This is a genomic window from Clostridium homopropionicum DSM 5847 (assembly GCF_001263795.1).
Taxonomy (GTDB): Bacteria; Bacillota; Clostridia; order Clostridiales; family Clostridiaceae; genus Clostridium_H; species Clostridium_H homopropionicum.
The window spans coordinates 140429-162062 of sequence record NZ_LHUR01000022.1 but is presented as its reverse complement, the minus strand read 5'-3'; the positions used below and the strand labels follow the sequence as shown (position 1 = coordinate 162062).

The following is a 21634-nucleotide window of genomic DNA, read 5'->3' as shown; positions in this document are numbered from 1 at the left end:
ATTTGGGGGGGATAGCATGGAGAAAGAAAAGATATTAGTGAGAATCAAATAACAAATTCAATGAAGCATGAGGGGATAGATTATTCCGTGCAACGTGCAGAAACTACAAATTTTAAGGATAATACCTTTGATTTAATTTGTGTGGCTCAAGCACTTCATTGGTTCAATCATGAAAAATTTTGGAAAGAAGTAAAAAGAGTTCTAAAGGAAGACGGCATATTCGCAGCTTGGGGCTATTCTTGGTTTAATGTAGAAAAGGATATTGATTTGTTAATAAAAGAAGAGATATTTGAGAAAATCAACCCTTATTGGGCAAAGGAAAATAAAATTTTATGGAATCATTATAGAGATTTAGATTTCCCATTTAAGAAGATTGAGACTCCAAGTATAGATATGGTTATTCAGTGGGATTTAAATGAATTATTTGATTATATGAAGTCCTGGTCAGCAACTAGATTGTGTATAGAGGACATGGGGGAGGACTTCTATAATCGTGCATATGAGAAGGTTAAAAAGCTTTGGGGAAATGACAAAGTTAAGAAAGAAGTCTCAATGGATTTATGCTTACTGGTAGGAATGAAATAAATGAGGGTATAGATTCCTCTTATAAAAAAATTATTTTATGATATAATCTTAATTAGCTGAAATACAGCCTTTTAGCAGGGGGGAAGATGAAAATGAGATACAATAAGCTAATTAAGGTTATTTTTGTTACTTTTATGATGCTGTTTCTATCGCTTCAAGCCTCAGGAGCTTCTGCTTTAAACATTAAAGATGGACAAGCTATACAAAACAGTAAAGCTTTTAATATAAGTAATCTAATTATTCTTCCAAAGGAAAATTATAATATTGATGAAGTCAATAAAATGATTGGAAGAATAGAAAAGATACCTTCTCTAATTTTAAAAGAACTCTATAAGAAAAATGTAAATATAATTTTAACTAATACAAATATTACAGAAGTAAAAGAATACGAATATTTGAAAGGGGTTACACCTAGAGGTTGGGAAGAAACCGGGAAAACATGGGATGATGTTCCGGGGGCAGGAGGAAAACCTGTAGTTGCAAGAATAGGTTATAGTGATCCAGGAGAAGCTCATGGGTCTGTAAATTTAGAATTACATGAAACAGCACATGCAATTGATGCCTATGTTTTTAACAATATTTCTTCTAGTGAAGAATATAAAGCTATATGGAGAAAAGAGGTTGTAAACTTATTTGGCAATGAAGCATACTTTGTAAACTATTCAGAAGAGTATTTTGCTGAAACCTTTGCAATGTATTATTTAAACGAAGCTGAAAATTCAAAATTAAAGGAAAAGGCACCTTTAACCTATGAGTTTATAAAAAATCTTGAAATGAGACTAAGTGAGGTAACTAGTAATTTAACTAGTTACTCTTTTTTTATAAAAAATTATTATAATTTAAAATTTACGTAGTTACGTAACTAAAGTTACTAAGTTCTCCCTAAAAATATGATATTATTTACTAAAGAAAAAAACAATAAATTTATTATCAAAAATAAGAAATACTATTAGAAATAAATGTGATTTTGAAAGGGGAAATAAAAATGAATGCAATAAATATTATGATGGAAGAACATAAGAATATCTTGAGAATGCTTGAAGTTATAAGAAAGGTCTGTATTAAAGTAGTTAATAATGAACAGGTAGATTACAACAACTTTTATAAGATAATTGACTTTGTAAGAAATTACGCAGATAAACATCACCACAGCAAAGAGGAAATAGTTCTTTTTGAAAAATTAAAAGGTGGAGATAACAACCGTATTGGGAAGGTTACAGTAGAAGGAATGCTTGTTGAACACGATTTAGGCAGACTTTTCATGATGAACCTAGAAGAGGCTTTAAAGAAGTATGAAGCCGGAGATATGGATTCAAGAGTAGATATAATAGCTAATTCTATTGGATATTCAGATTTATTAAAAAGACATATTTTTAAAGAAGATAATGCTCTTTATAAGTATGCTAAAAACAATTTATCAAAAGAAGATTTAGATGAAATAGATGAAAAGTGTAAGGAAATTGAAGAAAAAGCAGGAGAAAGAAAAGTTCAAGAAAAGTATATGAAGCTTTTAGATGAATTAGAGTCAGGTATAGTCTTTTAAAGTGGCAAAACTTGAAACTAATTAAATTACCATCATCAAGATTAAAAAAATTTTTATCCTGATGATGGTTTTCTTATAATTAGTGATGTATACAATATCATTATAATACAAAAATTGTAAATTTGAAATATATTACTTATACTGTCATATTCACGTATTGGATGAATTTAACACTGATTAAGTATTAGGCTATACAATTTAGGAATTCTAAAATAACTTTTTCCATATTAGAAAGGTTATTATCTGCTTCAGCAGATGTGTTTCCTTTTGTATATAAATAAATTTTTATTTTAGGTTCAGTGCCAGAAGGGCGAATTGCGTACCAGCTTCCATCTTCCAGATAGAATTTTAATACATCAGAAGGAGGAATATCAGCATAGCCCTTAAGAAAGTCTATAAATTTATTTAGTTTTGCTGAGGCTATCTCTCTTGGATAATATTTCCTATAGGTTTCCATCATTCTTTTAATTCTTGCTTGACCTTGAAGACCTTCAAGCTCAATGGATATTTGCTTTTCTTTATAATATCCATGCTCTTTGTATATATCTTCTAAAACATCAATTAAAGATTTCCCTTTAGTTTTGTAGTAAGCTGCTGCTTCACATAGAAGCATTGAAGAACTGACTCCATCCTTATCTCTAACAAAGGTACCAGAAGTATATCCAATACTTTCTTCATATCCAAAAATAAATTTATATTTTCCTGTAGCTTCAAATTCGGGGATTCTACCACAAATATTTTTAAAGCCAGTTAAGGATTCAAAGGTGGTTACTCCATATTTTTCACCAATAGCTTTACCTAAATCTCCTGTAACTATGGATTTGACAATAGCAGCATTTTTGGGTAAATTGCCTTTTTCATTCATACCTTCAACAATGTACTGAATAAGAATAGCACCAGTTTGATTGCCATTTAAAGAAATGTAGTCTCCATTTTTATCCCTAACCTCTATAGCAAGTCTATCACAGTCAGGATCTGTTGCAATTAAAAGCTCTGCATTAACTTTTTTACCTAGATTTTCTGCATATTTAAAAGCTTTAGTGTCTTCGGGATTTGGATAACCTACAGTGGTGAAATCTGGATCAGGAAGTTCCTGTTCAGGAACTACTATTATATTTGTAAATCCTTTTTCTCTTAGAACCCTTCTCACAGGTATATTCCCTGTACCGTTTAATGGAGTATATACAATTTTAATATTCTTATCAATATCATCACTTATGCTTAAAGCTTTTACCTTAGAAATATATACATCATCTATTTCTTTTCCTATTATTTGAAGCAGACCTTTATCGATTGCTTCTTCATAGGAGATGCTCTTTATATCATTAAAGCTAGTAATTTTATTAATTTTTTCTGTCATAGGATCAGCAATAGTCGATAAAACCTGAGCCCCATCTTCCCAGTAAACCTTATAGCCATTGTATTCTTTTGGATTATGGCTTGCAGTTATTATCACTCCTGCACAAGCATTTAAATGTCTAATGGCAAAAGAAAGCTCGGGGGTAGGCCTAATATCTTCAAATAGAAAAACTTTAATACCGTTAGCTGCAAATACTAGGGCAGTAGTTTTGGCAAAATCCTTTGAAAAATACCTAACATCATAGGCTATCGCTACTCCCCTGTTCATATAGGAAATGCCTTTTTCTTTTATAAATTCAGCTATACCTTGAGTTACCTTTGAAATGGTATAAATATTCATTCTGTTAGTTCCAGCTCCTAGTTTACCTCTTAAACCAGCTGTTCCAAATTCTAAATTTTTGTAAAATCTATCTTCTATATCTTTTTCATCTTTTTCAATATTTTTCAACTCTTCTTTTGTTTTTTCATCAATATAGCTATCCTTCAGCCATTCATTATAAGCCTTCATGTATTCCATTATGTTCACTCCTTTAACATTTAAAATTTCCAAAGAAAGAGGTTTTATACTTTGAGATATTTTGTGAATAAATTTAGTTTTTAAAAAGCAGCCCTAATATTATTTAATTTAATATTAGAGCTGCCTTTTAATCGTGCTTAGGATTGCTGCTTACAATTTCAATTGCTTTCATTATGGCTTCTGTAATGTTTACTACTTCCTGTTTATTAATTTCATTAAGAGCTCGAGTATAAATTTCGCCTTTGTCAGAAACCACATACTTAGGGGTGATAGAGTTTAATGCATAAGCTTTTATGTCTAGCTTACATTTTTCGCATTTACAAGTATTATCGTATTTAGACAATACAGTATCTAGCAAATTGTCAACTGCTTCTTCGGAATAATTTCTTAACTTGTACATGTACCTTCACCTCAATCTTATTTATATTAATATTTTATAATAAGACTTGACTATATTAAAGCATAAATTACATATTTATTAAAATATTACTAGCCTATATCTTTTAGGAGTCTCAAAGCATTTTTATAAAAGATTTTTTCTATATCTGATTCAGTAAATTTATTTTTCTTAAGAGCTGATATCAGCTTATGAATTTCTCCGATATTTTCAATTTCTAAAGTTGACTCTATACCATCAAAATCGGAACCAATAGCTAAAACCTCTATACCGCCAATGCTTTTTATGTGTTTAATATGGGAGACCATATGATCAATCCTGCTGTTCTGCCCTCCGCCTAGAAATTCTCCATAGAAGTTCAAACCCATAATTCCACCTTTTTCAGAGAGTAGCTTTATCATCTCATCAGTTAAGTTTCTAGGGTGATTAGTTATGGATCTTGCATTTGAATGAGAAGCTACAAAGGGAGCCTTTGAATGCTTTGCTACGTCATAGAAGCCTCCATCAGAAAGATGAGAAACATCCACTATCATATTAAGCCTATTCATTTCTTCTACTAATTTAATTCCAAAAGGAGTAAGGCCTTTATCCATATATTCAGGTATACAGTTTGGATAACCAATTTCATTAGGAAAGTTCCAAGTAAGAGTTATTAATTTTACACCTAGTTTATTTAAAATTCTAAGGTTTGACATTTGTCCCTTTAGAACCGCACCTTCTTCAACAGTTAAAAAGGCAGAAATCTTCTCTTTAGATTTGTTATAAAGTAAATCTTCGTAGCTTGTAGCTAATAATATTGAGTCCTTATTTTTGGAAAGCTCAGTATAGAATTTATCTATCATGCTTAGACATTTTTGTAATGGATCTTTAGTTATATTTAACTCTACAAACATAGCGAAAAACTGTGCTAAAGAATTAGCTTTTTTTAACTTTTGAATATCAATGGAGTAATCATTTTCCTTAAGCTCTGAAGCATCCTCGTATACTTTTAGAGCAGTGTCACAATGAAAATCAATAAGTTTCATATAATACCCCCGTTATTTGTTGACATACATTTTATTTAATATTATAATCTTTATGAGCTAAAAATTACATAAAAAAATGTTTTTTTCTAATATGAGAAACCGAGACCATATTTTTACTTTTCTAGACTTAGACGGAGCCAAACCTTCGTCCTAATAATTATTTAGGATTAAGGTTTTTTTATTATGAAAAGTATTATACTATATATTATATTGAGGAGGGATATCATGGAAACTGCATTAATTAAAAAGATTTACAGGGAAACTGATAAGTTTGTCAATAAAGAAGTAAAAATAAGCGGATGGATTAGAACAATAAGAGCTTCAAATAAATTTGGATTTATGGAATTGAATGATGGTAGTTTCTTTAAAAATCTTCAAGTAGTTTTTGGGGAAGAGCTAGAAAATTTTAAGGAAATAGGCAAATACCCTATAAGTTCAAGTATTTTTGTAGAAGGAATAATTGTACTAACTGAAAATGCAAAGCAGCCTTTTGAGCTTCAAGCTAAGAAAGTAGTTTTAGAAGGAAATTCTAATGTAGACTATCCTTTACAAAAGAAGAGACATACTCTTGAATACTTAAGAACTATAGCTCATTTAAGACCAAGAAGTAACACTTTTTCAGCAGTATTTAGAGTTCGTTCTTTAGCAGCTTATGCAATACATAAATTTTTCCAAGACCAAGATTTCGTTTATGTTCATACACCAATAATAACAGGAAGCGATGCTGAAGGTGCTGGAGAAATGTTTCAGATAACTACCTTAGATTTAGAAAACCCTCCTAAGGATGATAAGGGAAAGGTTGATTATAAACAAGACTTTTTTGGAAAACAAACAAATCTTACAGTAAGTGGGCAGTTAGAAGGAGAAATTTTTGCTCTTGCTTTTAGAAATATATATACCTTTGGACCTACCTTTAGAGCAGAAAATTCAAACACAGCGAGACACGCTTCAGAGTTTTGGATGATTGAACCTGAAATGGCTTTTGCGGATTTAACTGATTACATGGATACAGCAGAAGCTATGGTTAAATATATAATTAATTATGTAATGGAAAATGCTCCAGAAGAAATGGAATTTTTCAACAGCTTTATAGACAAGGAGTTATTCCAAAGACTTGAAAATGTAGTTAACTCTGATTTTGGAAGAATAACTTATACAGAAGCAGTAGATATACTTAAAAAATCAGGAGCTGAATTTGAGTACCCAGTAGAATGGGGTATAGACCTTCAAACAGAGCATGAAAGATACTTAACTGATAAGGTATTTAAGAAGCCTCTATTTGTTACAGATTATCCAAAGGACATTAAGTCTTTCTATATGAGACTTAACGATGATGGAAAGACTGTTGCAGCAGCAGATTTATTAGTACCAGGAGTAGGAGAGCTAATTGGTGGAAGCCAAAGAGAAGAGAGAATACCTGCTTTAGAAAAGAGAATGGAAGAATTAGGACTTAATAAAGAAGATTACTGGTGGTATTTAGAACTAAGAAAGTATGGCGAAACTAAGCATGCTGGATATGGACTTGGTTTTGAAAGAATGATAATGTACTTAACTGGTATGGGAAATATAAGAGACGTAATTCCATTCCCAAGAACACCAGGAGTAGCTGAGTTTTAAAGAAAGAACCCATGAGGGTTCTTTTTTATATTGACTTTGTAAATCTTATTGACATATAGATTCTTCCCACCAACCAAAGGCTAATCTCGCATATATCTGCGAATTTACCGGTGACAAAAAGAATAGAGAAAATGAACTTCCTGGAGGTATGATATACAGGCCTTGAAAATCATGCTTTGTAAGGGTTTGACTTGGTTCAACCCTTCTTACAAAGGTGTAGGTACCGCCGCTAGGTTTTGAAGATACAAAGCTGGAATTTAGAATTTTCACCTTGGGCATTGGCGTTGGAATAATTGCCTGATTACCGGCAGCAAAATATGGCGATGTTTTTCCACTTCCAGGAAGTGTGGTACTTAGCCAGCCTTCAGCTGTTAATGACACATTGGAAAAATTGGTAATGGTATAGGCATTCAAAAACATATTAATCTTGGAATCAGACGGGTTGACTAGTGCACCCCATGCATTATATCCTCCACCGAAAGAAATGATATCAGTTTGCCCTAGAAAGTATTCTCCAAGATAGGAGTGATATACGTTCTCAGAAAGTACGTTGACTTTTGGGGGTTGTTTTTCATTATCCATTAATACTAAGCTCATAATCTTCCTCCTCATAATCATGCATTGACTGATGATTCATATTGCTTCCTCCCACCAGGTCAAAACTATTGTGCATGTGATGCATTCAGATTCCAACGGTCTTATAAGTATTGAAAAGGAGCCTCCTGGGCCGATAATTATTGAGCCATTGTGTGAATCGCTTACAAGGGTGGAATTTGGAGAAACAATTCTGCCGAAAATATTTACACCTCTAGTCATGGGTCCAGTGAAATAATCGGCATACTTCATTACGGACTTTGGTATTGGAGCAGGTGAAATACCCTGATTCGATGGAGTTACAGTTGAAGAGATTACTGCATTTTTAGGTGCATCGGCATTTAACCATATTTCTCCCATGAAGCTTTGTGTAGAAAAGTTTGTTATGGTAAAAATATCAAAATATAGATTGACTCCTGAATTAATAGGATTTATTATCCCGCCCCAGGCATTATATCCGTTGCCAAAATTCAGCAGCCCGGTTTGTCCGATAAAATATCTTCCCAGTCTTGAATTCAAGGCTGGGCTGGTTATATTTACTATCTCGACTAGTTGATTACTAATTTTTTCTGGCATACTTTTACTCCTAACTGTAAATTCTCATAATGATATAATATGAGAAAGAATAGGCATTTGTGAAAAAGGTAATGATAGTGAAAAAGACCCCTAGGGGTCTCAAGCAAAGTTTCTTATAAGATTTTATGCGTCTTCTATTGGTTGATATATATGTAATTCGCAGTAATTATCCTTTGACATTGAAGTATCTATATATTCAAATCTAAAAGTATCAGCAAATTTATATCCTGATTTAAAAATCCATCTAGAGTACAATTGAACCAATAGTCGTCCTATATGTCTGCCATTAATCTCATCGGGGCTAAAAAAACCAATAAAGCGAAATACAACATATTTATGAGTTGGAACGGTAATACCTATCATTCCTTCAGGAATAATATTTAAATCATTTACATGTGCACTTGGAGTATAATATATAAATCCATTACTGCCCCAATCTGTATAGCCAAAATATAGGTGTGGATTTATAACATTAGGAATTCTATTTTTGTGATTGTAAAAGAAGTCTTTTCCGTATATATTTGCAGTTTTATCACCGGATTTACTTAATATCTTATGTTTAATGCCAACTAAATTAAATTTCTGCTTAAATACAAAGTGTGGATTGTAAGTAATTGAATTTCCAAAAGATAAAATATCTTTAGTATTAATTTTTTCTTTAATTACTAAACTTAATGAGGTTTGGTCAGATCTTACTTTTAATGGGGTACATCCAAAGGTCTTTTTAAAAGCTCTTATATAAGATTGCTCATAATCAAAGCCATAGTTTAAGGCAATGTCGATAATTCTCATATTGGTATTTATAAGCTCATTTATGCTGGAGGTTAATTTTCTACTTTGAACATATTCAATAATAGATTCACCTGTTAAAGATTTAAAGGACCTATGAAGATAATATTTTGAAATTCTGGTATGGAGAGATATATCATCTAAGGAAATTCTATTATAAAGATTATTCTCAATATAATCTATTGTAGTAACAATAGCTTTTTTTAAGTCTTTCATATTTTAAACACCTTTTCTTATTAATAGTTATTTAATTAAAAAGCAATATCTGTTCATTTTAATTAGTTTAATCTATTACAATTATTTTCAAAGGCGATATTTTTCATTTCAGTTTATTATACCTATTAAGACAATTAAAGTAAATAGTTTTCAAATTTTAAAGATTTATACTGATATTACTAGTATGGCTTACAGGAGGTCTATATGAAAAGAAGAGTAGTTATTACAGGAATGGGGGCAGTTTCATCTCTAGGAATAGGAGCAGATAAGCTTTGGGAATCAATAAAGATTGGAAGAAGCGGAATTAGCATCATTGAAAGAGTTGATGTTTCAGATTTACCAACTAAGGTTGGATCGGAAGTAAAAGCTTTTGATCCAATGAATTTTATTGAGAAAAGAGAATTGAGAAGAATTGATAGATTTGCACAGTTTGCTTTAGCATCCACTGAAATAGCAGTAAAAAATTCGAAAATTGATTTAAATAAAGTCAATAAAGAAAGAATGGGTGTAATAATAGGCACTGGTATTGGTGGAATTGAGACTATGGTAAGTCAACATAATGAATTTATAGAAAAAGGCTATCGAAGGGTAAGTCCTTTCCTAGTCCCAATGATGATACCCAATATGGCTTCAGGTCTTATTGCTATAAAGTATGGTGCTAAAGGCTTCAATGAGTGTTCTGTTACAGCTTGTGCATCTTCTACAAATTCAATTGGAGATTCATTCAAAGTAATTCAAAGAAATGATGCAGATGTAATGATAGCCGGGGGAGCAGAAGCACCTATTACAGGATTAACTTTAGCAGGTTTTTGCGCAAGTAAAGCCATGACTACAAATCATGATCCTGCAACTGCTTGTAGACCATTTGATCTAGAAAGAAATGGATTTGTGCTAGGAGAAGGGGCTGGAGTACTCATACTTGAAGAACTTCAGCATGCTTTAAGTAGAGGAGCAAATATAATTGCAGAAGTAGTTGGTTATGGCTGTACAAATGATGCCTTTCACATAACTGCACCAGCAGAAGGAGGAGAAGGGGCCGCAAGATGCATGAAGCTTGCAATTGAAGATGCTGATATAAAACCGTCTGACATTGGCTATATAAATGCACATGGAACTTCTACAAAGCCGAATGACAAAAATGAAACTGCTGCAGTGAAGTCTGTCTTTGGAGAACATGCATATAAGATCCCAATTAGTTCAACTAAATCAATGACAGGTCATCTATTAGGAGCTTCAGGTGCTATTGAGGCTATAATAACAGCATCTTCAATAAAGGAAGGATTTTTACCACCAACAATAAATTACAGAACTCCAGACCCAGAATGTGATTTGAATTATATTCCTAATGAAGGTAGTAAAGCAGAATTTAATTATGCTTTAACTAATTCTTTTGGTTTTGGTGGACATAATGCTACATTAGTTTTAAAAGCTTTTAATTAAGTTGAAAATTCATGGGATTATATTAAGAAGCCAATTGCCTGAGCAATTGGCTTATATCTTAGAATTTAATAACTTCTGCTGGATTGAATCCTGTAGCGACCTTTAACTCTCCATTTGACACATAAAATATTTCTAAAATTGGATCATCCCATGATTTATATATGCTTTTTACTATGTTATCTAATTTAGCATAGGCTTTTTCTTTTTCAGATGGATCAGAAATAAATGTTGCTTTACCTATAATTCTAACAGTATACTTTCCTGTTGGTTCCATTGAAGTAAAAGATACATTTGAGTTAGCTTGCATTTCTTTATATACATCTTTAGTATTGTTAGTAGCAAAATAAAATTTGCCATTTTCTTCGAATTGGAATTGCCATCCTCTCCCATCTGGGAATCCTTCTTCATTGATAGTTGAGAATATTCCCATTGAGCCATTTGGTAATAATTCTAATACACTTTCCTTTGTCATATAATTAACCTCCTAAAATGAATGCTCATTTTGATTCATGAAATTTATTTACAATATCATTATAAATAATGTTATAAAGTAAACAAGTACGCACAATTTTATGAGATAGTCATAAATTTATGACCAATAATAAAGTAAAACAAAAGCTATCCTAGGGTTTTCAATAGGATAGCTTAATTATTCAGATTTAATAAATTTAACATTATGTGTCTTTATATACTCTTTGCCAAAATCAGTTAAAATATTCATAACTGGCAAAAACTTTTCACCAGTCTCACTTAATGAATACTCCACCTTTGGAGGAATTTCGTTGTATACCTTTCGATTTATCATGTGTGTTTTTTCTAGTTCCTTTAACTGCAATGAAAGTACTCCGTGAGATATATTTGGTATTAGTTTTTGTAACTCATTAAAGCGTGTTGATTTTAAGCTTAGATAATATAAAATTATGAGTTTCCACTTACCTTCAAATATCTTTTGGGTTGTACGTACAGGACATACCTCTCCATCCGTAGTTTCGATTGTTAATTCACATTTTTCCTTGTCTGTCATTATAATATCTCCTATGGGAATTGTGGGCATATTGTTAATACTATTAAATAATGTAATTGGTTTAAGTAATTTTTATTTAATAGTATTATACTATCACAATAAATTTGGAGCAATATTAAACATCTTGCGATAGTGGATTTAATTTCCATGGATTATTATAAACAGGAGGATAATACTATCTATAGTTGGGAGGTGATACATATGGAAAATACTCAATTAGCATCACATGAGGCTATAGAAATTCGTGAGTTTATAAGTCAAGAAATGTTAGGAATTAAAAAGGTAAGTGCAAGTTTAAATATGGTTAATGACCAAGAGTTGAAAAACTTTATGCAGGACTCAATAGCTTCTAAAAAAACAACTCTACAAAATATACAATCTACGCTAGGATTTAATGCAAAATAAAGATAGTAAGGAGAGAAGATAGATGGCAGAAAATGATAAATTATCCGAAAAAGATATTGCACTTGATTTACTTTCAAGCTCAAAGGCATCAATAGGAACACTTGCAAAAGCATTAACAGAAACAACAAATCCTGAACTTAGGAAAACTCTTAAAAACCAATTAACAGCTTGTATTAATTCTCATCACAGACTTTCTGATATAGCAGTGAGTAAAGGATGGTATAATGCATATGGAAATCCACAACAACAGCTTCAATCAGAACTAGGAGAAATTAGTTCGGTTACTCAATAAGTTTATAAAAAAATTCAATCTCATTAATTTGAGTTTGTTAGATTGGAGGTGAAATGATGGATAATAAAATGAATCTTGCACCACATGAAATGCTTGAATTGAGAGAATTAATGGATAGTAATCTTATTGGTGCAAAGAAAATTCAGTCAAGTATATCTATGATAGAAGATAGTGAGCTACAGTCCTTTGCCGAAAGATGCTTACATACTAAAAAGGAAAATATAAAAGCAATGGAATCTTTTATTCAAAATAAATTAAATATGTAAGGGGGTAAATAAAATGTCTTTTTTAGATAGGCTTATGGGAAATGATAATAAGTTAGAAAGTAAAGATATTGCACAAGATATGAGTAAGGATTCAAAATTTGCTATAACTTCTTTAGCTGCTGCAACAGCAGAAGCTGTAGATCCTCAGCTAAGGCAAATGTTAGGTGATCAGTTAGACAAAGCTATAGGAGAACACTTCCAGTTATCTGATATACTTATAAGAAAAGGCTGGTATCCAGCTTATGATGATCCAACTGAGCAAATAAGAAAAGAGTATGAAAAAGCAAAAAATTTTTCTTAATATATAATTACTAGTACATGTGATTTTGAACTAATTATAAAGACTTTCCAAGATTTTGGAGGTCTTTTTTGTTTAAATTTTTATTTTTTATATATTGAGAGGAGAATAATGTATAAATGTTGTATAATTTTATAGTACCATTGTTAAATAAAGTAGGAAAAATTTGAAATTTTGCAATAGCAAGATTTGGAGGTAAAAGCATGGACACTTCAAAAAATATTAGAGAGATTAATATAGGGAAAAAATATAAACACTTCAAAGGAAACCAATACTTAGTACTCCATTTAGCTAAGCATTCAGAGACTCTTGAAGATTTAGTTGTATATCAAGCTTTGTACGGTGAGTTCGGAATTTGGGTAAGACCTCTTGAAATGTTTTTAGAACAGGTTGAAGTTGATGGGAAGCTTGTAAATAGATTCGAAGAATGCGAAGATTAAGAGAGGATACAGAAATGAATAGATTACTGTTAGTTGAAGATGATGAGGCATTATCAATGGGTATAGAATTTACCCTTAAGGATGAAGGCTACCAGGTTTTAATAGCGGGAACTATGAAGGAAGGCAAGATTCTTATTGAGAGAGAAAAGTTTGATTTAATAATATTAGATGTGAATCTTCCAGATGGTAACGGGTATAACTTATGTAAGTTTATTAGAGAAAAGTATGATGTACCCGTAATATTTTTAACAGCTTTAGATGAAGAGGTAAACGTAGTAATGGGCTTTGAAATAGGTGGAGATGATTATATAACTAAACCTTTTAGAGTAAAAGAGCTGCTTTTAAGAGTAAAAGCCATTCTAAAAAGAAATTCTAAGACAGTTATTTCAGAAAATAAATTAATTAGTGGAGATATAGCTATTGATATTTCAAGGGCACTAGCTAAAAAGCAGGATAATGAATTAGCCCTTACAGCACAAGAATACAAGCTTCTTTTAATATTTATGTCAAAACCACAAACTGTTATGAAAAGAAATGAGATATTAAAGGAATTGATGGAGGGTGAAGAAGTCTTTTTTGATGAAAATACTCTTTCAGTTTACATAAAAAGGATAAGAGAAAAGATAGAAGAAAATCCAAAGGAGCCTCAGTATATAGTTACCCTTCGTGGTTTAGGATATAAGTGGAATAAGGAAGTAGTTAAGGAGTAAAGGTATGAATAGATATTTTAATAATCCTGAAATTAAAAAGAGCTCCATGGGCTTAATAATTATAATGATTTCTTTTCTAGCTTTAAATTTGCTTTTAATAAAGTTACATAATGATAAATTGAAGGAAGACTATATAAAGGTCTTTGGTAGTATTACAGCTAAGGTGGTTGAAGTTGATCCTGAGCTTGAAAGTGAAATAGTACCTCTTCTGACTAAAGACGTGACTCAAGAACAAGAACTAAAAGGCAGAGAAATTTTAAGGCAATATGGTTTAAGTAATACCCTTGACACTGAGGTATTCCCGTATATTAATGGAAACTTTAAAAGTATACAGTTAACTATTTTATATTCAGGTATTATTTTAACCTTCATACTTTTCATTTTTAATTACATTCAGTATGGATACTTTTATAAGACAGTTAGAGCCTTTACTTCAGCAGCTAAGAGGATTGTAGAGGGAGATTATAACCTGAAGCTCAGTGAGGAAAGAGAAGGAGATTTATCAAAACTTACAAAATCCTTTAATTCTATGGGGGAGGTCATTAGAGGGAATATTTATGCTCTTAACAAAGAAAAAAGCTTCTTAGTAGATTTGCTTTCAGATATTTCTCATCAGTTAAAGACTCCCCTTTCTTCTATGATTTTATATAATGATATTTTACTTAATAAGGATTTGACTAAGGAACAGGAGAGAACTTTTTTAAAAAACAGCGAAAATCAGCTTAATAGAATGAAATGGTTGATTTTAAACCTACTTAAGCTTGCTAAAATAGATGCAAATGCCATAGAACTAGAAATAGAAAATCAGAGTTTAAATGAAACTATAGAAGAAACAATTGAAACCCTTCAAGACAGAGCAATACAGTCAAAGGTTAAATTAGAGTTTGTGCAAAATGAACAAATATTTTTAAAGCATGATAGGCTCTGGATTCAGGAAGCTCTAATTAATTTGGTGAAAAATGGAATAGAGCATTCTGGAGAAGGGGGAAGGGTTTATATTAATATTATAGATAATCCTATATATACTAAAATAATAATTTCAAATACTGGAGAAGCAATATGTGAGGAAGATTTACCTCATATATTTAAAAGATTTTATAAAGGGAAAAAATCTAAAAACAGTGAGTCCATAGGAATTGGACTGGCGCTGGCTAAGTCAGTAGTGGAAAAGCATGGAGGATATATTGAGGTTAGCAGTAAGCCTTCGGAAGATACAAGCTTTACAATTAGTTTTTTAAAGTATTAAGTAATTAAACTTATGGAATAAATATGCTAGTTTATGAAAGTAGTGTATAATTAATAAAAATAAGAACAAATGTTTGCGTTAGCATTTTAACAAGAGTATAATAATCTTATAGCTCATTAAAATAATAGAGGTGTTAAAAATGTATGATAGAGTATTAAAAGCATCTTTAGAGGAGCAGAGGATTATTATTATTTTATACCTAAAAGGAAACGAAATAACCCAAAGAACAATAAAAGTACTTAAGATAACAGATGATGATGTACAAGCGTATTGTTTCTTAAGAAAACAAATAAGACGTTTTAAAAAAAATAATATACTTGCAGCTGATTACACCCATTAGGGTGTATTTTTTTGTAGCTTTATAGGACAAAATACATTATAAACATAATTACGAAGGAGAAATGCACATGGATAAAAATAGAGCTTGTGAGATTATAGAATCATTAGGTGTGATAGAGGTAAAGTATAAAGGAGATCCTGTTTGGCTAGGAAATATTGATAGAAATAGTGATATTATCAAAGTTAAAAATTTAGAAACTAATCAGGAATTCAACGTAGATATTAAAGATTTACAAGAAGGTTAAACCTAACCTGGGAGCAATCCCAGGTATTTTTTATATCTCTATACTTTCTTACAGAATTGTAAGATAATTTTTCTATTTGTAAGAAGTCTGTCATGGAGGCTTATGGATAATAGCAATATAATGTAATCATCAAAAGGAAAAGAGGAGGATACTATGGAGATTTTAAAGATTCAAGGTTTAAAAAAGATTTATGGTAAAGAAGGAAATAAAGTTGAAGCACTTAAAGGTGTGGATTTAACTATAAACAAGGGTGAATTTGTAGCGGTAGTAGGTGCTTCCGGTTCTGGTAAAAGTACTTTACTTCATCTATTAGGTGGTCTTGATAGACCTTCTGAGGGAAAGGTAATTATTGATGGAGAAGATATATATGAATATAAGGAAGAAAAGCTTGCCATATTCAGAAGAAGAAAAATTGGATTCATATTTCAATTCTTTAATCTGCTGCCAGTATTAGATGTAGAGGAAAATATAGCTTTGCCGGCACTTCTTGATAATGACAAAGTGGATAAGGAATATTTAGCAGAGATAATAAAGCTTTTAGGGCTAGAGGAGAGAAAACATCACTTGCCTTCAGAGCTATCAGGTGGTCAGCAACAGAGAGTATCCATAGGTAGAGCTCTGTTAAATAAACCTTCAATAATACTTGCTGATGAACCTACAGGGAATCTTGATAGCAGTACTTCAAAAGAAGTAATCGAGCTTTTAAAATTTTCAGCAAAAAAATATAATCAGACTCTAATATTGATTACTCACGATGTAAATATAGCTTCCAGCGCAGATAGAGTAATAACAATTATGGATGGTAGAATAGTTTCAGATAAATATTTAAAGTAAGTTAGGAGGTGAAAACTATGATCAGTAGCTATAAGGAAATAACGTGGAAATATTTAAAAAGCAATAAAAAGAGAACTATACTTACGTTAATTGGAATCATACTATCAGTGGCTTTAGTGTCTTCTATAGGATTCTTTCTAAAGAGTATGCAAGAGGCACAGATACAGGATATGAAAAACAATTTTGGATCTTGGCATATAGCTTACTCAAAAGTTAATGCGACTTTAATTACGAAGATTAAGAGCAATCCAAATGTTCTAAGAAGTGGTACATATGCAGAAGGAGAAGAAATAAATATAAACGATAAAGTTAAGGCAAGGGAAGTATTTGTAACTGAGGAGGCTGTTAAGCTACTGCCTATTACATTAAAAGAAGGAAGGTTCCCAGAAAAAAAAGGAGAAGTGGCTTTAGAAAACTGGTTACTTTATAAAGTAAATAAGGATGCTAAGCCAGGAGAAACTATAAAGGTAGGAAGTAAGGAATATGATTTAGTGGGAATATTAAATGATACATTTAGAAGTCAAATATCTGGAGAGGGGCAAATAATTTCTGCTAGCTCAAATGTAAATAGTAATAGAAAAATTCTTTTAGCAGAACTACAGGTTAATAGAAAATTAGGGGAAAATATTAAAGAACTTAAAAGACTTTCTGATGAAAAATCAGTTATGGAAAACAGTAATTTGTTAGCAATGCAGGGAGAAGGTTTTCCAAAACAACTATTAGGTGGACTTTCAGTAATAATTGGAATTGTAGTATTTGCAACTATAGCTGTTATTTATAATGCCTTTCACATAAGTGTTGTAGAAAGGGTTAAGCAATTTGGATTATTAAGAGCTGTAGGAACTACACCAAGACAAATAAGAAAAATCATTTTAAGAGAAGCTACTTTTCTTGCACTTATAGGAATTCCCATAGGACTTTGCTGCGGGATAGGGGCCTTATATGGTATAGATATAGCATTTAAAATTATTGGAAAGGGACAGTTAGTGCTTATTCAGCCTAAAATAACCCTAGATGTTTTAATAATTAGCGTTATTGTTGGATTAATTTCTATATATGTATCAGCAATGCTGCCAGCAATTTTTGCAGGAAGGATTTCTCCGTTAGTTGCAATTAACAGCAGGAGTTCAATTGCAAAGGAAAATATAAAGAGAAGAAAGAGCTTAATTATAGGAAGAATTTTTGGGTTTGAAGGAGCTTTAGCTTCAAAAAATATAAAGAGAAATAGAAAAAGATACAGAACTACAGTATTTTCAATAGTAATAAGTGTTACCTTATTTATTACCTTTAAGGCATTTATGGATATATCCTTAAACGTTTATAGTGAGTTAAATGAATCTAGCAACATTCACTTTTCTGTTGTCGCTGATAATAAAACAAGTAAGTCAAATAGTGTTACTATTGATGAAAAAATTATTGACAGCATTGATAAGCTTTCTGAAACAGATGTGACATATAAAGAATACAATCCTTACTACTTTTATGCTGTAATGGATAAAAATAAAGAATTAGAGGATATAAAAAACGTTGGTGGGGTTTATACAGATATTAAATACAAAGGTCAAAACAAAACCCTAGTAAATAGTTCTTTAATTGTATATGATGACAAATCCCTTAATATTGCAAAAGAATATATAAAGGAAGGCGCTATAGACTCTGAGAAGTTAAACAGTGAAAATGGAGTAATCATCATAGGGAAAAATAGAGTCTATAATGAAAAAACAGAAAACAATTTTTATGGACCTATATCAGGACTAAAAGTGGGAGATGAGATACTTCTTCAAAGCAATGAGAAAAGGTTTAGTGATAGTCAAGATAAAGTCCAATTTACAGATAAGGATGTAAAAAAGGTTAAAGTTTTAGCTGTGCTTGAAGGAAATCCCTTTGACTTTACAGGTGTTGAAAAAGATTTAAAAATTATAACCACAAAAAATGTAGCTGAAAAGTTATTAGAAAAAACAATAAAACCTTCAGGTTTAAATATAAAAATTAAAGACGCTGGTTTAGAAAATGTGGCTAAAAATCGTATTGAAAATATAATAAGCTCAGCTGGGGACTTAAAGCTTATAAATATTATAGAAAGAAACAGAATGACAAAGGCTGCAATTTTAATGGTTAAAATATTATTGTTCGGATTTGTTATAGTAGTATCCTTAATAGGCTGTGTTAATATTATTAATACATTAACTACAAATTTAATATTAAGGAGAAGAGAATTTGCAGCCTTAAAATGTATTGGCCTTACTCAAAAGGAACTTAGAAAAATTGTTACTCTTGAAGGAATGCTGTATGGAATTGTTGGTAGTATATATGGCTCTATAATTGGAACAGTATTTTCTTATGTAATTTACAGGAATATTAATGAAGTAAGAGAGCAAAGCTATAGCCTGCCAATAGAATCCATAGCTATTGCAGTAATAGGCACTATGCTTATTGGATATATTTCAATTCAAGCACCACTTAGAAGAATGAAAAGAGACAATTTAATAGATGCTGTAAGAGAAGAATTTTAAAAAATTTCAATTAAGGTGCCTGCCACCGGAGAAAAGAGGTTAAAGTATAAAGACTTTAACCTCTTTTTAGTTAAAAAAATTATAGTAATATTTTTTCTAAGGCTTCAACTACATTTCTTAGCACCTTTATTCTTGCGTATTTTTTATCAGTAGATTCAACAACTGTCCAAGGGGCCTGTTCTGTACTGGTTTTATGAAACATTTCATTTATAGCATCCTCATATTCTTCCCATTTGCTGCGATTTCTCCAGTCTTCTTCAGTGATTTTCCAACTCTTCTCTGGATTTTCTTCTCTAGCTTTAAATCTTTTATACTGCTCATCTTTATCAATTTGGAGGAAGAACTTTAAGAGAATTGTGCCATGATTTATTAATTGCTTTTCCATGGCATTAATCTCATCATAAGCTCTTGTCCAATCATCTTGGCTGCAAAATCCTTCTATTCTTTCTACTAAGACTCTTCCGTACCAACTTCTATCGAAAATCGATATATGACCATCCTTAGGCATTTTAGTCCAAAATCTCCAAAGATAATGATAATCCTGTTCTACCATGTTAGGAGCTGAAATTGGTATAACCTCGTAGCCTCTTGGATCCATATGTTCAGTTAGCCTCCTTATGTTTCCACCTTTGCCCGCAGCATCCATTCCTTCATATACTATTACTACAGGTATTCGTTTTGCATAGAGCATATATTGGAGATCAATTAGACGTTTCTGATATAGATGTAATTGCTTTGAGTAATCTTCCTTTTGTATATTTAATGATAAGTCATAATTATTTAGTATTGATTGATACTCATGGTCCGCTTTTGAGTTTATGGAAAAATCTTCAACTTTGTTTTCATCAGCTTTTTCTATAGAGTGAATACTCTCTTCAAGAATTTTAGCAAGGGTCTCACTTATTTTCAATGAAGCATATTTTTTATCTTCTGCTTCTATTATGTGCCAGGGTGAAAAGTCATAATTAGTCTTTTTAAGCATATTATTAAAGACTTTTCTATATATATGATAATCCTCATTTTGTTTCCAGTCATTTTCAGTAACTTTCCATGCCATGGAATGACTATCTTCGATTTTCTTAAATCTTTTTTTCTGTTCTTCTTTGCTTATGTGAAAAAAGAATTTAATTATTAAATATCCATTTTTTACAAGTGTTTTTTCAAAGGAGTAAATATCCTTATAAATAGAATCTATCTTATTTTGGCTGTTATTATTTATATTTGAATGGAGTAATTCCTTATACCAGCTTTTATTTAATATTGATATTCTGCCTTTGGAAGGAAGTTTGTTCCAATAAGTCCATAAGAATGGATGCATTTTTTCTTCCTCTGTAAGTTTATCTGTACTCCAAACCTTAAAACCCCTAGGATCCATAGAAAGAATAAGTTTATTAATTAAAATTCCTTTGCCAGATGAACTCCAGCCTTCGAAGAGTAGTATTACTGGTATTTTTAGCTCTTTTGATTTTCTTTGAAGTTCGCTAAGCCTAGTATTTATTTCTGAGATGGCCTGTTTATACTTACTTTTATCAACTTTTTTTTCTAAGTCAATTTTATCTAGCATAGAAAGCACCTTCTTTCTACAGAATTTTTAACTTTGATAGGACTATTATATTGTATATATAATATATTACAATTAATAATTTCACAATATGGCAAATTACCCTAAGTTTAGCTTTAGTGATTATAATAATAAAATTATGTAAAGAATTATACATAAGAAATTATGTTAAATAAAAGGAGAAAGCCATGTTTAAAATTATAGGGAGACTTATTGGAATTGAGAGGAAAGAGCTAAAATATAATAAGGAAATTATTCTTTTTACACTTATAGGAGCAATTATATTCATACTACTTGGAATATCTCATACAGAAAAAGGTGCAGAGGTAATTTATGAAAATAGACTAAATAGGTTTATGCTAGCTAAGGTAGAAAAAGAGGGTATAAGCTTAAAGGATATTGATAAGTTGAATTATGAATATAAGGAAGCAGTGCCTGTTAATGTATCTGAATATTCCATTAATACCATAAAAGAAAATGTAAATAGCTATATTGGAAAATTAAAAGAGGGAAATAATAAGGCGCTAGATGTACTTATTAACAGACTTCAAGAACTTCAAGAAATAAATAATAAAGAGGTATTGATTAAAGAATTGAAGGCTTTAGACATTAAAGCAATGCTAGCTGACTATAGCAAAGAAGAAATTGTTAAGAAAGATTTAAATGCAGTAAAGGAATGGCAGACAAATATGTTTTTATCAAATGTATATATAATTTCTGGAGGACTAATGTTAATGTCTTTTATAGTTACTAAAGTAGTCTGTGAAATTAAGCTGATAGAAAAGGATGAATAGAGACTTAAA

General features: G+C 31.0%; 26 protein-coding genes. 17 read left to right on the top strand and 9 right to left on the bottom strand.

The features are described 5' to 3' along the window. Nucleotides 1–33: 33 nt before the first annotated feature. The 3 genes from CLHOM_RS08810 to CLHOM_RS08800 all read left to right on the top strand — a co-directional run bounded on the left by CLHOM_RS08810 (nt 34) and on the right by CLHOM_RS08800 (nt 2128). Nucleotides 34–585: a class I SAM-dependent methyltransferase gene (locus tag CLHOM_RS08810; RefSeq protein ID WP_278321730.1), complete on the top strand. Its 552-nt coding sequence runs from the start codon at nt 34–36 to the stop codon at nt 583–585. A 92-nt stretch (nt 586–677) separates the two neighbouring features. Continuing rightward, on the top strand, nt 678–1439 hold the full coding sequence (locus CLHOM_RS08805; protein ID WP_074782711.1) for an anthrax toxin lethal factor-related metalloendopeptidase: 762 nt from the start codon (nt 678–680) through the stop codon (nt 1437–1439). Between the two features lie 131 nt (nt 1440–1570). Further along, the gene (locus CLHOM_RS08800) at nt 1571–2128 is read left to right on the top strand and encodes a hemerythrin domain-containing protein (protein ID WP_052221330.1); all 558 of its coding nucleotides are present in this window, start codon (nt 1571–1573) and stop codon (nt 2126–2128) included. Nucleotides 2129–2312: 184 nt separating this feature from the next. Here the strand turns inward: CLHOM_RS08800 and CLHOM_RS08795 are convergent, their stop codons facing one another. From CLHOM_RS08795 to CLHOM_RS08785, 3 genes are all read right to left on the bottom strand, one after another. Beyond that, nucleotides 2313–4004: a phospho-sugar mutase gene (locus CLHOM_RS08795; RefSeq protein WP_052221329.1), complete on the bottom strand. Its 1692-nt coding sequence runs from the start codon at nt 4002–4004 to the stop codon at nt 2313–2315. 127 nt (nt 4005–4131) lie between these two features. Next, complete coding sequence (locus CLHOM_RS08790) at nt 4132–4404, bottom strand: late competence development ComFB family protein (RefSeq protein ID WP_052221328.1); 273 nt, start codon at nt 4402–4404, stop codon at nt 4132–4134. Between the two features lie 89 nt (nt 4405–4493). After that, complete coding sequence (locus CLHOM_RS08785) at nt 4494–5426, bottom strand: dipeptidase (RefSeq protein WP_052221327.1); 933 nt, start codon at nt 5424–5426, stop codon at nt 4494–4496. Nucleotides 5427–5651: 225 nt separating this feature from the next. On the opposite strand from CLHOM_RS08785, the gene asnS reads away from it, so the two are divergent. Further along, nucleotides 5652–7043, top strand: coding sequence for an asparagine--tRNA ligase (gene asnS / locus CLHOM_RS08780; RefSeq protein ID WP_052221326.1), 1392 nt, complete (start codon nt 5652–5654; stop codon nt 7041–7043). A 45-nt stretch (nt 7044–7088) separates the two neighbouring features. On the opposite strand, the gene CLHOM_RS08775 is transcribed toward asnS, so the two are convergent. The 3 genes from CLHOM_RS08775 to CLHOM_RS08765 all read right to left on the bottom strand — a co-directional run bounded on the left by CLHOM_RS08775 (nt 7089) and on the right by CLHOM_RS08765 (nt 9218). Then, complete coding sequence (locus CLHOM_RS08775) at nt 7089–7640, bottom strand: DUF6143 family protein (protein ID WP_052221325.1); 552 nt, start codon at nt 7638–7640, stop codon at nt 7089–7091. A 36-nt stretch (nt 7641–7676) separates the two neighbouring features. Continuing rightward, nucleotides 7677–8213 carry a DUF6143 family protein gene (locus CLHOM_RS08770; RefSeq protein WP_052221324.1) on the bottom strand — a complete coding sequence of 179 codons (537 nt, stop codon included), beginning with the start codon at nt 8211–8213 and terminating at the stop codon, nt 7677–7679. Between the two features lie 123 nt (nt 8214–8336). Continuing rightward, nucleotides 8337–9218: an AraC family transcriptional regulator gene (locus tag CLHOM_RS08765; protein ID WP_052221323.1), complete on the bottom strand. Its 882-nt coding sequence runs from the start codon at nt 9216–9218 to the stop codon at nt 8337–8339. Between the two features lie 204 nt (nt 9219–9422). On the opposite strand from CLHOM_RS08765, the gene fabF reads away from it, so the two are divergent. Then, nucleotides 9423–10658 (top strand): beta-ketoacyl-ACP synthase II, encoded by a 1236-nt coding sequence (gene fabF, locus CLHOM_RS08760; RefSeq protein ID WP_052221322.1) that lies wholly within the window; start codon nt 9423–9425, stop codon nt 10656–10658. Nucleotides 10659–10716: 58 nt separating this feature from the next. On the opposite strand, the gene CLHOM_RS08755 is transcribed toward fabF, so the two are convergent. Next, nucleotides 10717–11130 carry a pyridoxamine 5'-phosphate oxidase family protein gene (locus tag CLHOM_RS08755; protein ID WP_052221321.1) on the bottom strand — a complete coding sequence of 138 codons (414 nt, stop codon included), beginning with the start codon at nt 11128–11130 and terminating at the stop codon, nt 10717–10719. A 177-nt stretch (nt 11131–11307) separates the two neighbouring features. Continuing rightward, nucleotides 11308–11682 carry a winged helix-turn-helix transcriptional regulator gene (locus CLHOM_RS08750; protein ID WP_052221320.1) on the bottom strand — a complete coding sequence of 125 codons (375 nt, stop codon included), beginning with the start codon at nt 11680–11682 and terminating at the stop codon, nt 11308–11310. A gap of 201 nt (nt 11683–11883) precedes the next feature. On the opposite strand from CLHOM_RS08750, the gene CLHOM_RS08745 reads away from it, so the two are divergent. From CLHOM_RS08745 to CLHOM_RS08695, 11 genes are all read left to right on the top strand, one after another. Beyond that, nucleotides 11884–12087, top strand: coding sequence for a hypothetical protein (locus CLHOM_RS08745; RefSeq protein ID WP_052221319.1), 204 nt, complete (start codon nt 11884–11886; stop codon nt 12085–12087). Nucleotides 12088–12109: 22 nt separating this feature from the next. Then, nucleotides 12110–12379: a spore coat protein gene (locus CLHOM_RS08740; protein WP_052221318.1), complete on the top strand. Its 270-nt coding sequence runs from the start codon at nt 12110–12112 to the stop codon at nt 12377–12379. 56 nt (nt 12380–12435) lie between these two features. Further along, nucleotides 12436–12645 carry a hypothetical protein gene (locus CLHOM_RS08735; protein WP_052221317.1) on the top strand — a complete coding sequence of 70 codons (210 nt, stop codon included), beginning with the start codon at nt 12436–12438 and terminating at the stop codon, nt 12643–12645. A gap of 13 nt (nt 12646–12658) precedes the next feature. Beyond that, nucleotides 12659–12946, top strand: a complete 288-nt coding sequence (locus tag CLHOM_RS08730; RefSeq protein ID WP_052221316.1) for a spore coat protein — start codon at nt 12659–12661, stop codon at nt 12944–12946. A 200-nt stretch (nt 12947–13146) separates the two neighbouring features. Beyond that, entirely contained in the window at nt 13147–13383 is a 237-nt protein-coding gene (locus CLHOM_RS08725; protein ID WP_052221315.1) for a DUF1653 domain-containing protein, read from the top strand. Nucleotides 13384–13397: 14 nt separating this feature from the next. Continuing rightward, nucleotides 13398–14093, top strand: coding sequence for a response regulator transcription factor (locus tag CLHOM_RS08720; protein ID WP_052221314.1), 696 nt, complete (start codon nt 13398–13400; stop codon nt 14091–14093). Between the two features lie 4 nt (nt 14094–14097). Further along, nucleotides 14098–15339: a sensor histidine kinase gene (locus tag CLHOM_RS08715; RefSeq protein WP_052221313.1), complete on the top strand. Its 1242-nt coding sequence runs from the start codon at nt 14098–14100 to the stop codon at nt 15337–15339. Between the two features lie 139 nt (nt 15340–15478). Then, nucleotides 15479–15679 (top strand): hypothetical protein, encoded by a 201-nt coding sequence (locus tag CLHOM_RS08710; protein ID WP_052221312.1) that lies wholly within the window; start codon nt 15479–15481, stop codon nt 15677–15679. Between the two features lie 67 nt (nt 15680–15746). After that, entirely contained in the window at nt 15747–15923 is a 177-nt protein-coding gene (locus CLHOM_RS08705) for an H-type small acid-soluble spore protein (protein ID WP_052221311.1), read from the top strand. A gap of 153 nt (nt 15924–16076) precedes the next feature. Beyond that, entirely contained in the window at nt 16077–16757 is a 681-nt protein-coding gene (locus CLHOM_RS08700) for an ABC transporter ATP-binding protein (RefSeq protein WP_052221310.1), read from the top strand. Between the two features lie 17 nt (nt 16758–16774). Continuing rightward, the gene (locus tag CLHOM_RS08695; protein WP_052221309.1) at nt 16775–19270 is read left to right on the top strand and encodes an ABC transporter permease; all 2496 of its coding nucleotides are present in this window, start codon (nt 16775–16777) and stop codon (nt 19268–19270) included. A gap of 79 nt (nt 19271–19349) precedes the next feature. On the opposite strand, the gene pap is transcribed toward CLHOM_RS08695, so the two are convergent. Beyond that, a complete protein-coding gene (gene pap, locus CLHOM_RS08690; protein ID WP_052221308.1) occupies nt 19350–20834 on the bottom strand; it encodes a polyphosphate:AMP phosphotransferase in 1485 nt (494 codons plus the stop codon). Nucleotides 20835–21019: 185 nt separating this feature from the next. Between pap and CLHOM_RS08685 the strand changes: the two genes are divergently transcribed. After that, complete coding sequence (locus CLHOM_RS08685; RefSeq protein ID WP_052221307.1) at nt 21020–21625, top strand: hypothetical protein; 606 nt, start codon at nt 21020–21022, stop codon at nt 21623–21625. Nucleotides 21626–21634: the final 9 nt, after the last annotated feature.

Excerpts from the sequence above, each read along its gene's own strand:
- CLHOM_RS08790 (WP_052221328.1), bottom strand. The coding sequence starts at position 4,404 with ATGTACAAGTTAAGAAATTATTCCGAAGAAGCAGTTGACAATTTGCTA.
- CLHOM_RS08785 (WP_052221327.1), bottom strand. The coding sequence starts at position 5,426 with ATGAAACTTATTGATTTTCATTGTGACACTGCTCTAAAAGTATACGAG.
- CLHOM_RS08710 (WP_052221312.1), top strand. The coding sequence starts at position 15,479 with ATGTATGATAGAGTATTAAAAGCATCTTTAGAGGAGCAGAGGATTATT.
- CLHOM_RS08715 (WP_052221313.1), top strand. The coding sequence starts at position 14,098 with ATGAATAGATATTTTAATAATCCTGAAATTAAAAAGAGCTCCATGGGC.
- CLHOM_RS08705 (WP_052221311.1), top strand. The coding sequence starts at position 15,747 with ATGGATAAAAATAGAGCTTGTGAGATTATAGAATCATTAGGTGTGATA.
- CLHOM_RS08685 (WP_052221307.1), top strand. The coding sequence starts at position 21,020 with ATGTTTAAAATTATAGGGAGACTTATTGGAATTGAGAGGAAAGAGCTA.
- CLHOM_RS08745 (WP_052221319.1), top strand. The coding sequence starts at position 11,884 with ATGGAAAATACTCAATTAGCATCACATGAGGCTATAGAAATTCGTGAG.
- CLHOM_RS08775 (WP_052221325.1), bottom strand. The coding sequence starts at position 7,640 with ATGAGCTTAGTATTAATGGATAATGAAAAACAACCCCCAAAAGTCAAC.
- CLHOM_RS08700 (WP_052221310.1), top strand. The coding sequence starts at position 16,077 with ATGGAGATTTTAAAGATTCAAGGTTTAAAAAAGATTTATGGTAAAGAA.
- CLHOM_RS08750 (WP_052221320.1), bottom strand. The coding sequence starts at position 11,682 with ATGACAGACAAGGAAAAATGTGAATTAACAATCGAAACTACGGATGGA.
- CLHOM_RS08795 (WP_052221329.1), bottom strand. The coding sequence starts at position 4,004 with ATGGAATACATGAAGGCTTATAATGAATGGCTGAAGGATAGCTATATT.
- fabF (WP_052221322.1), top strand. The coding sequence starts at position 9,423 with ATGAAAAGAAGAGTAGTTATTACAGGAATGGGGGCAGTTTCATCTCTA.
- CLHOM_RS08720 (WP_052221314.1), top strand. The coding sequence starts at position 13,398 with ATGAATAGATTACTGTTAGTTGAAGATGATGAGGCATTATCAATGGGT.
- CLHOM_RS08800 (WP_052221330.1), top strand. The coding sequence starts at position 1,571 with ATGAATGCAATAAATATTATGATGGAAGAACATAAGAATATCTTGAGA.
- CLHOM_RS08695 (WP_052221309.1), top strand. The coding sequence starts at position 16,775 with ATGATCAGTAGCTATAAGGAAATAACGTGGAAATATTTAAAAAGCAAT.
- CLHOM_RS08805 (WP_074782711.1), top strand. The coding sequence starts at position 678 with ATGAGATACAATAAGCTAATTAAGGTTATTTTTGTTACTTTTATGATG.
- CLHOM_RS08740 (WP_052221318.1), top strand. The coding sequence starts at position 12,110 with ATGGCAGAAAATGATAAATTATCCGAAAAAGATATTGCACTTGATTTA.
- CLHOM_RS08730 (WP_052221316.1), top strand. The coding sequence starts at position 12,659 with ATGTCTTTTTTAGATAGGCTTATGGGAAATGATAATAAGTTAGAAAGT.
- CLHOM_RS08765 (WP_052221323.1), bottom strand. The coding sequence starts at position 9,218 with ATGAAAGACTTAAAAAAAGCTATTGTTACTACAATAGATTATATTGAG.
- CLHOM_RS08755 (WP_052221321.1), bottom strand. The coding sequence starts at position 11,130 with ATGACAAAGGAAAGTGTATTAGAATTATTACCAAATGGCTCAATGGGA.
- asnS (WP_052221326.1), top strand. The coding sequence starts at position 5,652 with ATGGAAACTGCATTAATTAAAAAGATTTACAGGGAAACTGATAAGTTT.
- pap (WP_052221308.1), bottom strand. The coding sequence starts at position 20,834 with ATGCTAGATAAAATTGACTTAGAAAAAAAAGTTGATAAAAGTAAGTAT.
- CLHOM_RS08770 (WP_052221324.1), bottom strand. The coding sequence starts at position 8,213 with ATGCCAGAAAAAATTAGTAATCAACTAGTCGAGATAGTAAATATAACC.
- CLHOM_RS08725 (WP_052221315.1), top strand. The coding sequence starts at position 13,147 with ATGGACACTTCAAAAAATATTAGAGAGATTAATATAGGGAAAAAATAT.
- CLHOM_RS08735 (WP_052221317.1), top strand. The coding sequence starts at position 12,436 with ATGGATAATAAAATGAATCTTGCACCACATGAAATGCTTGAATTGAGA.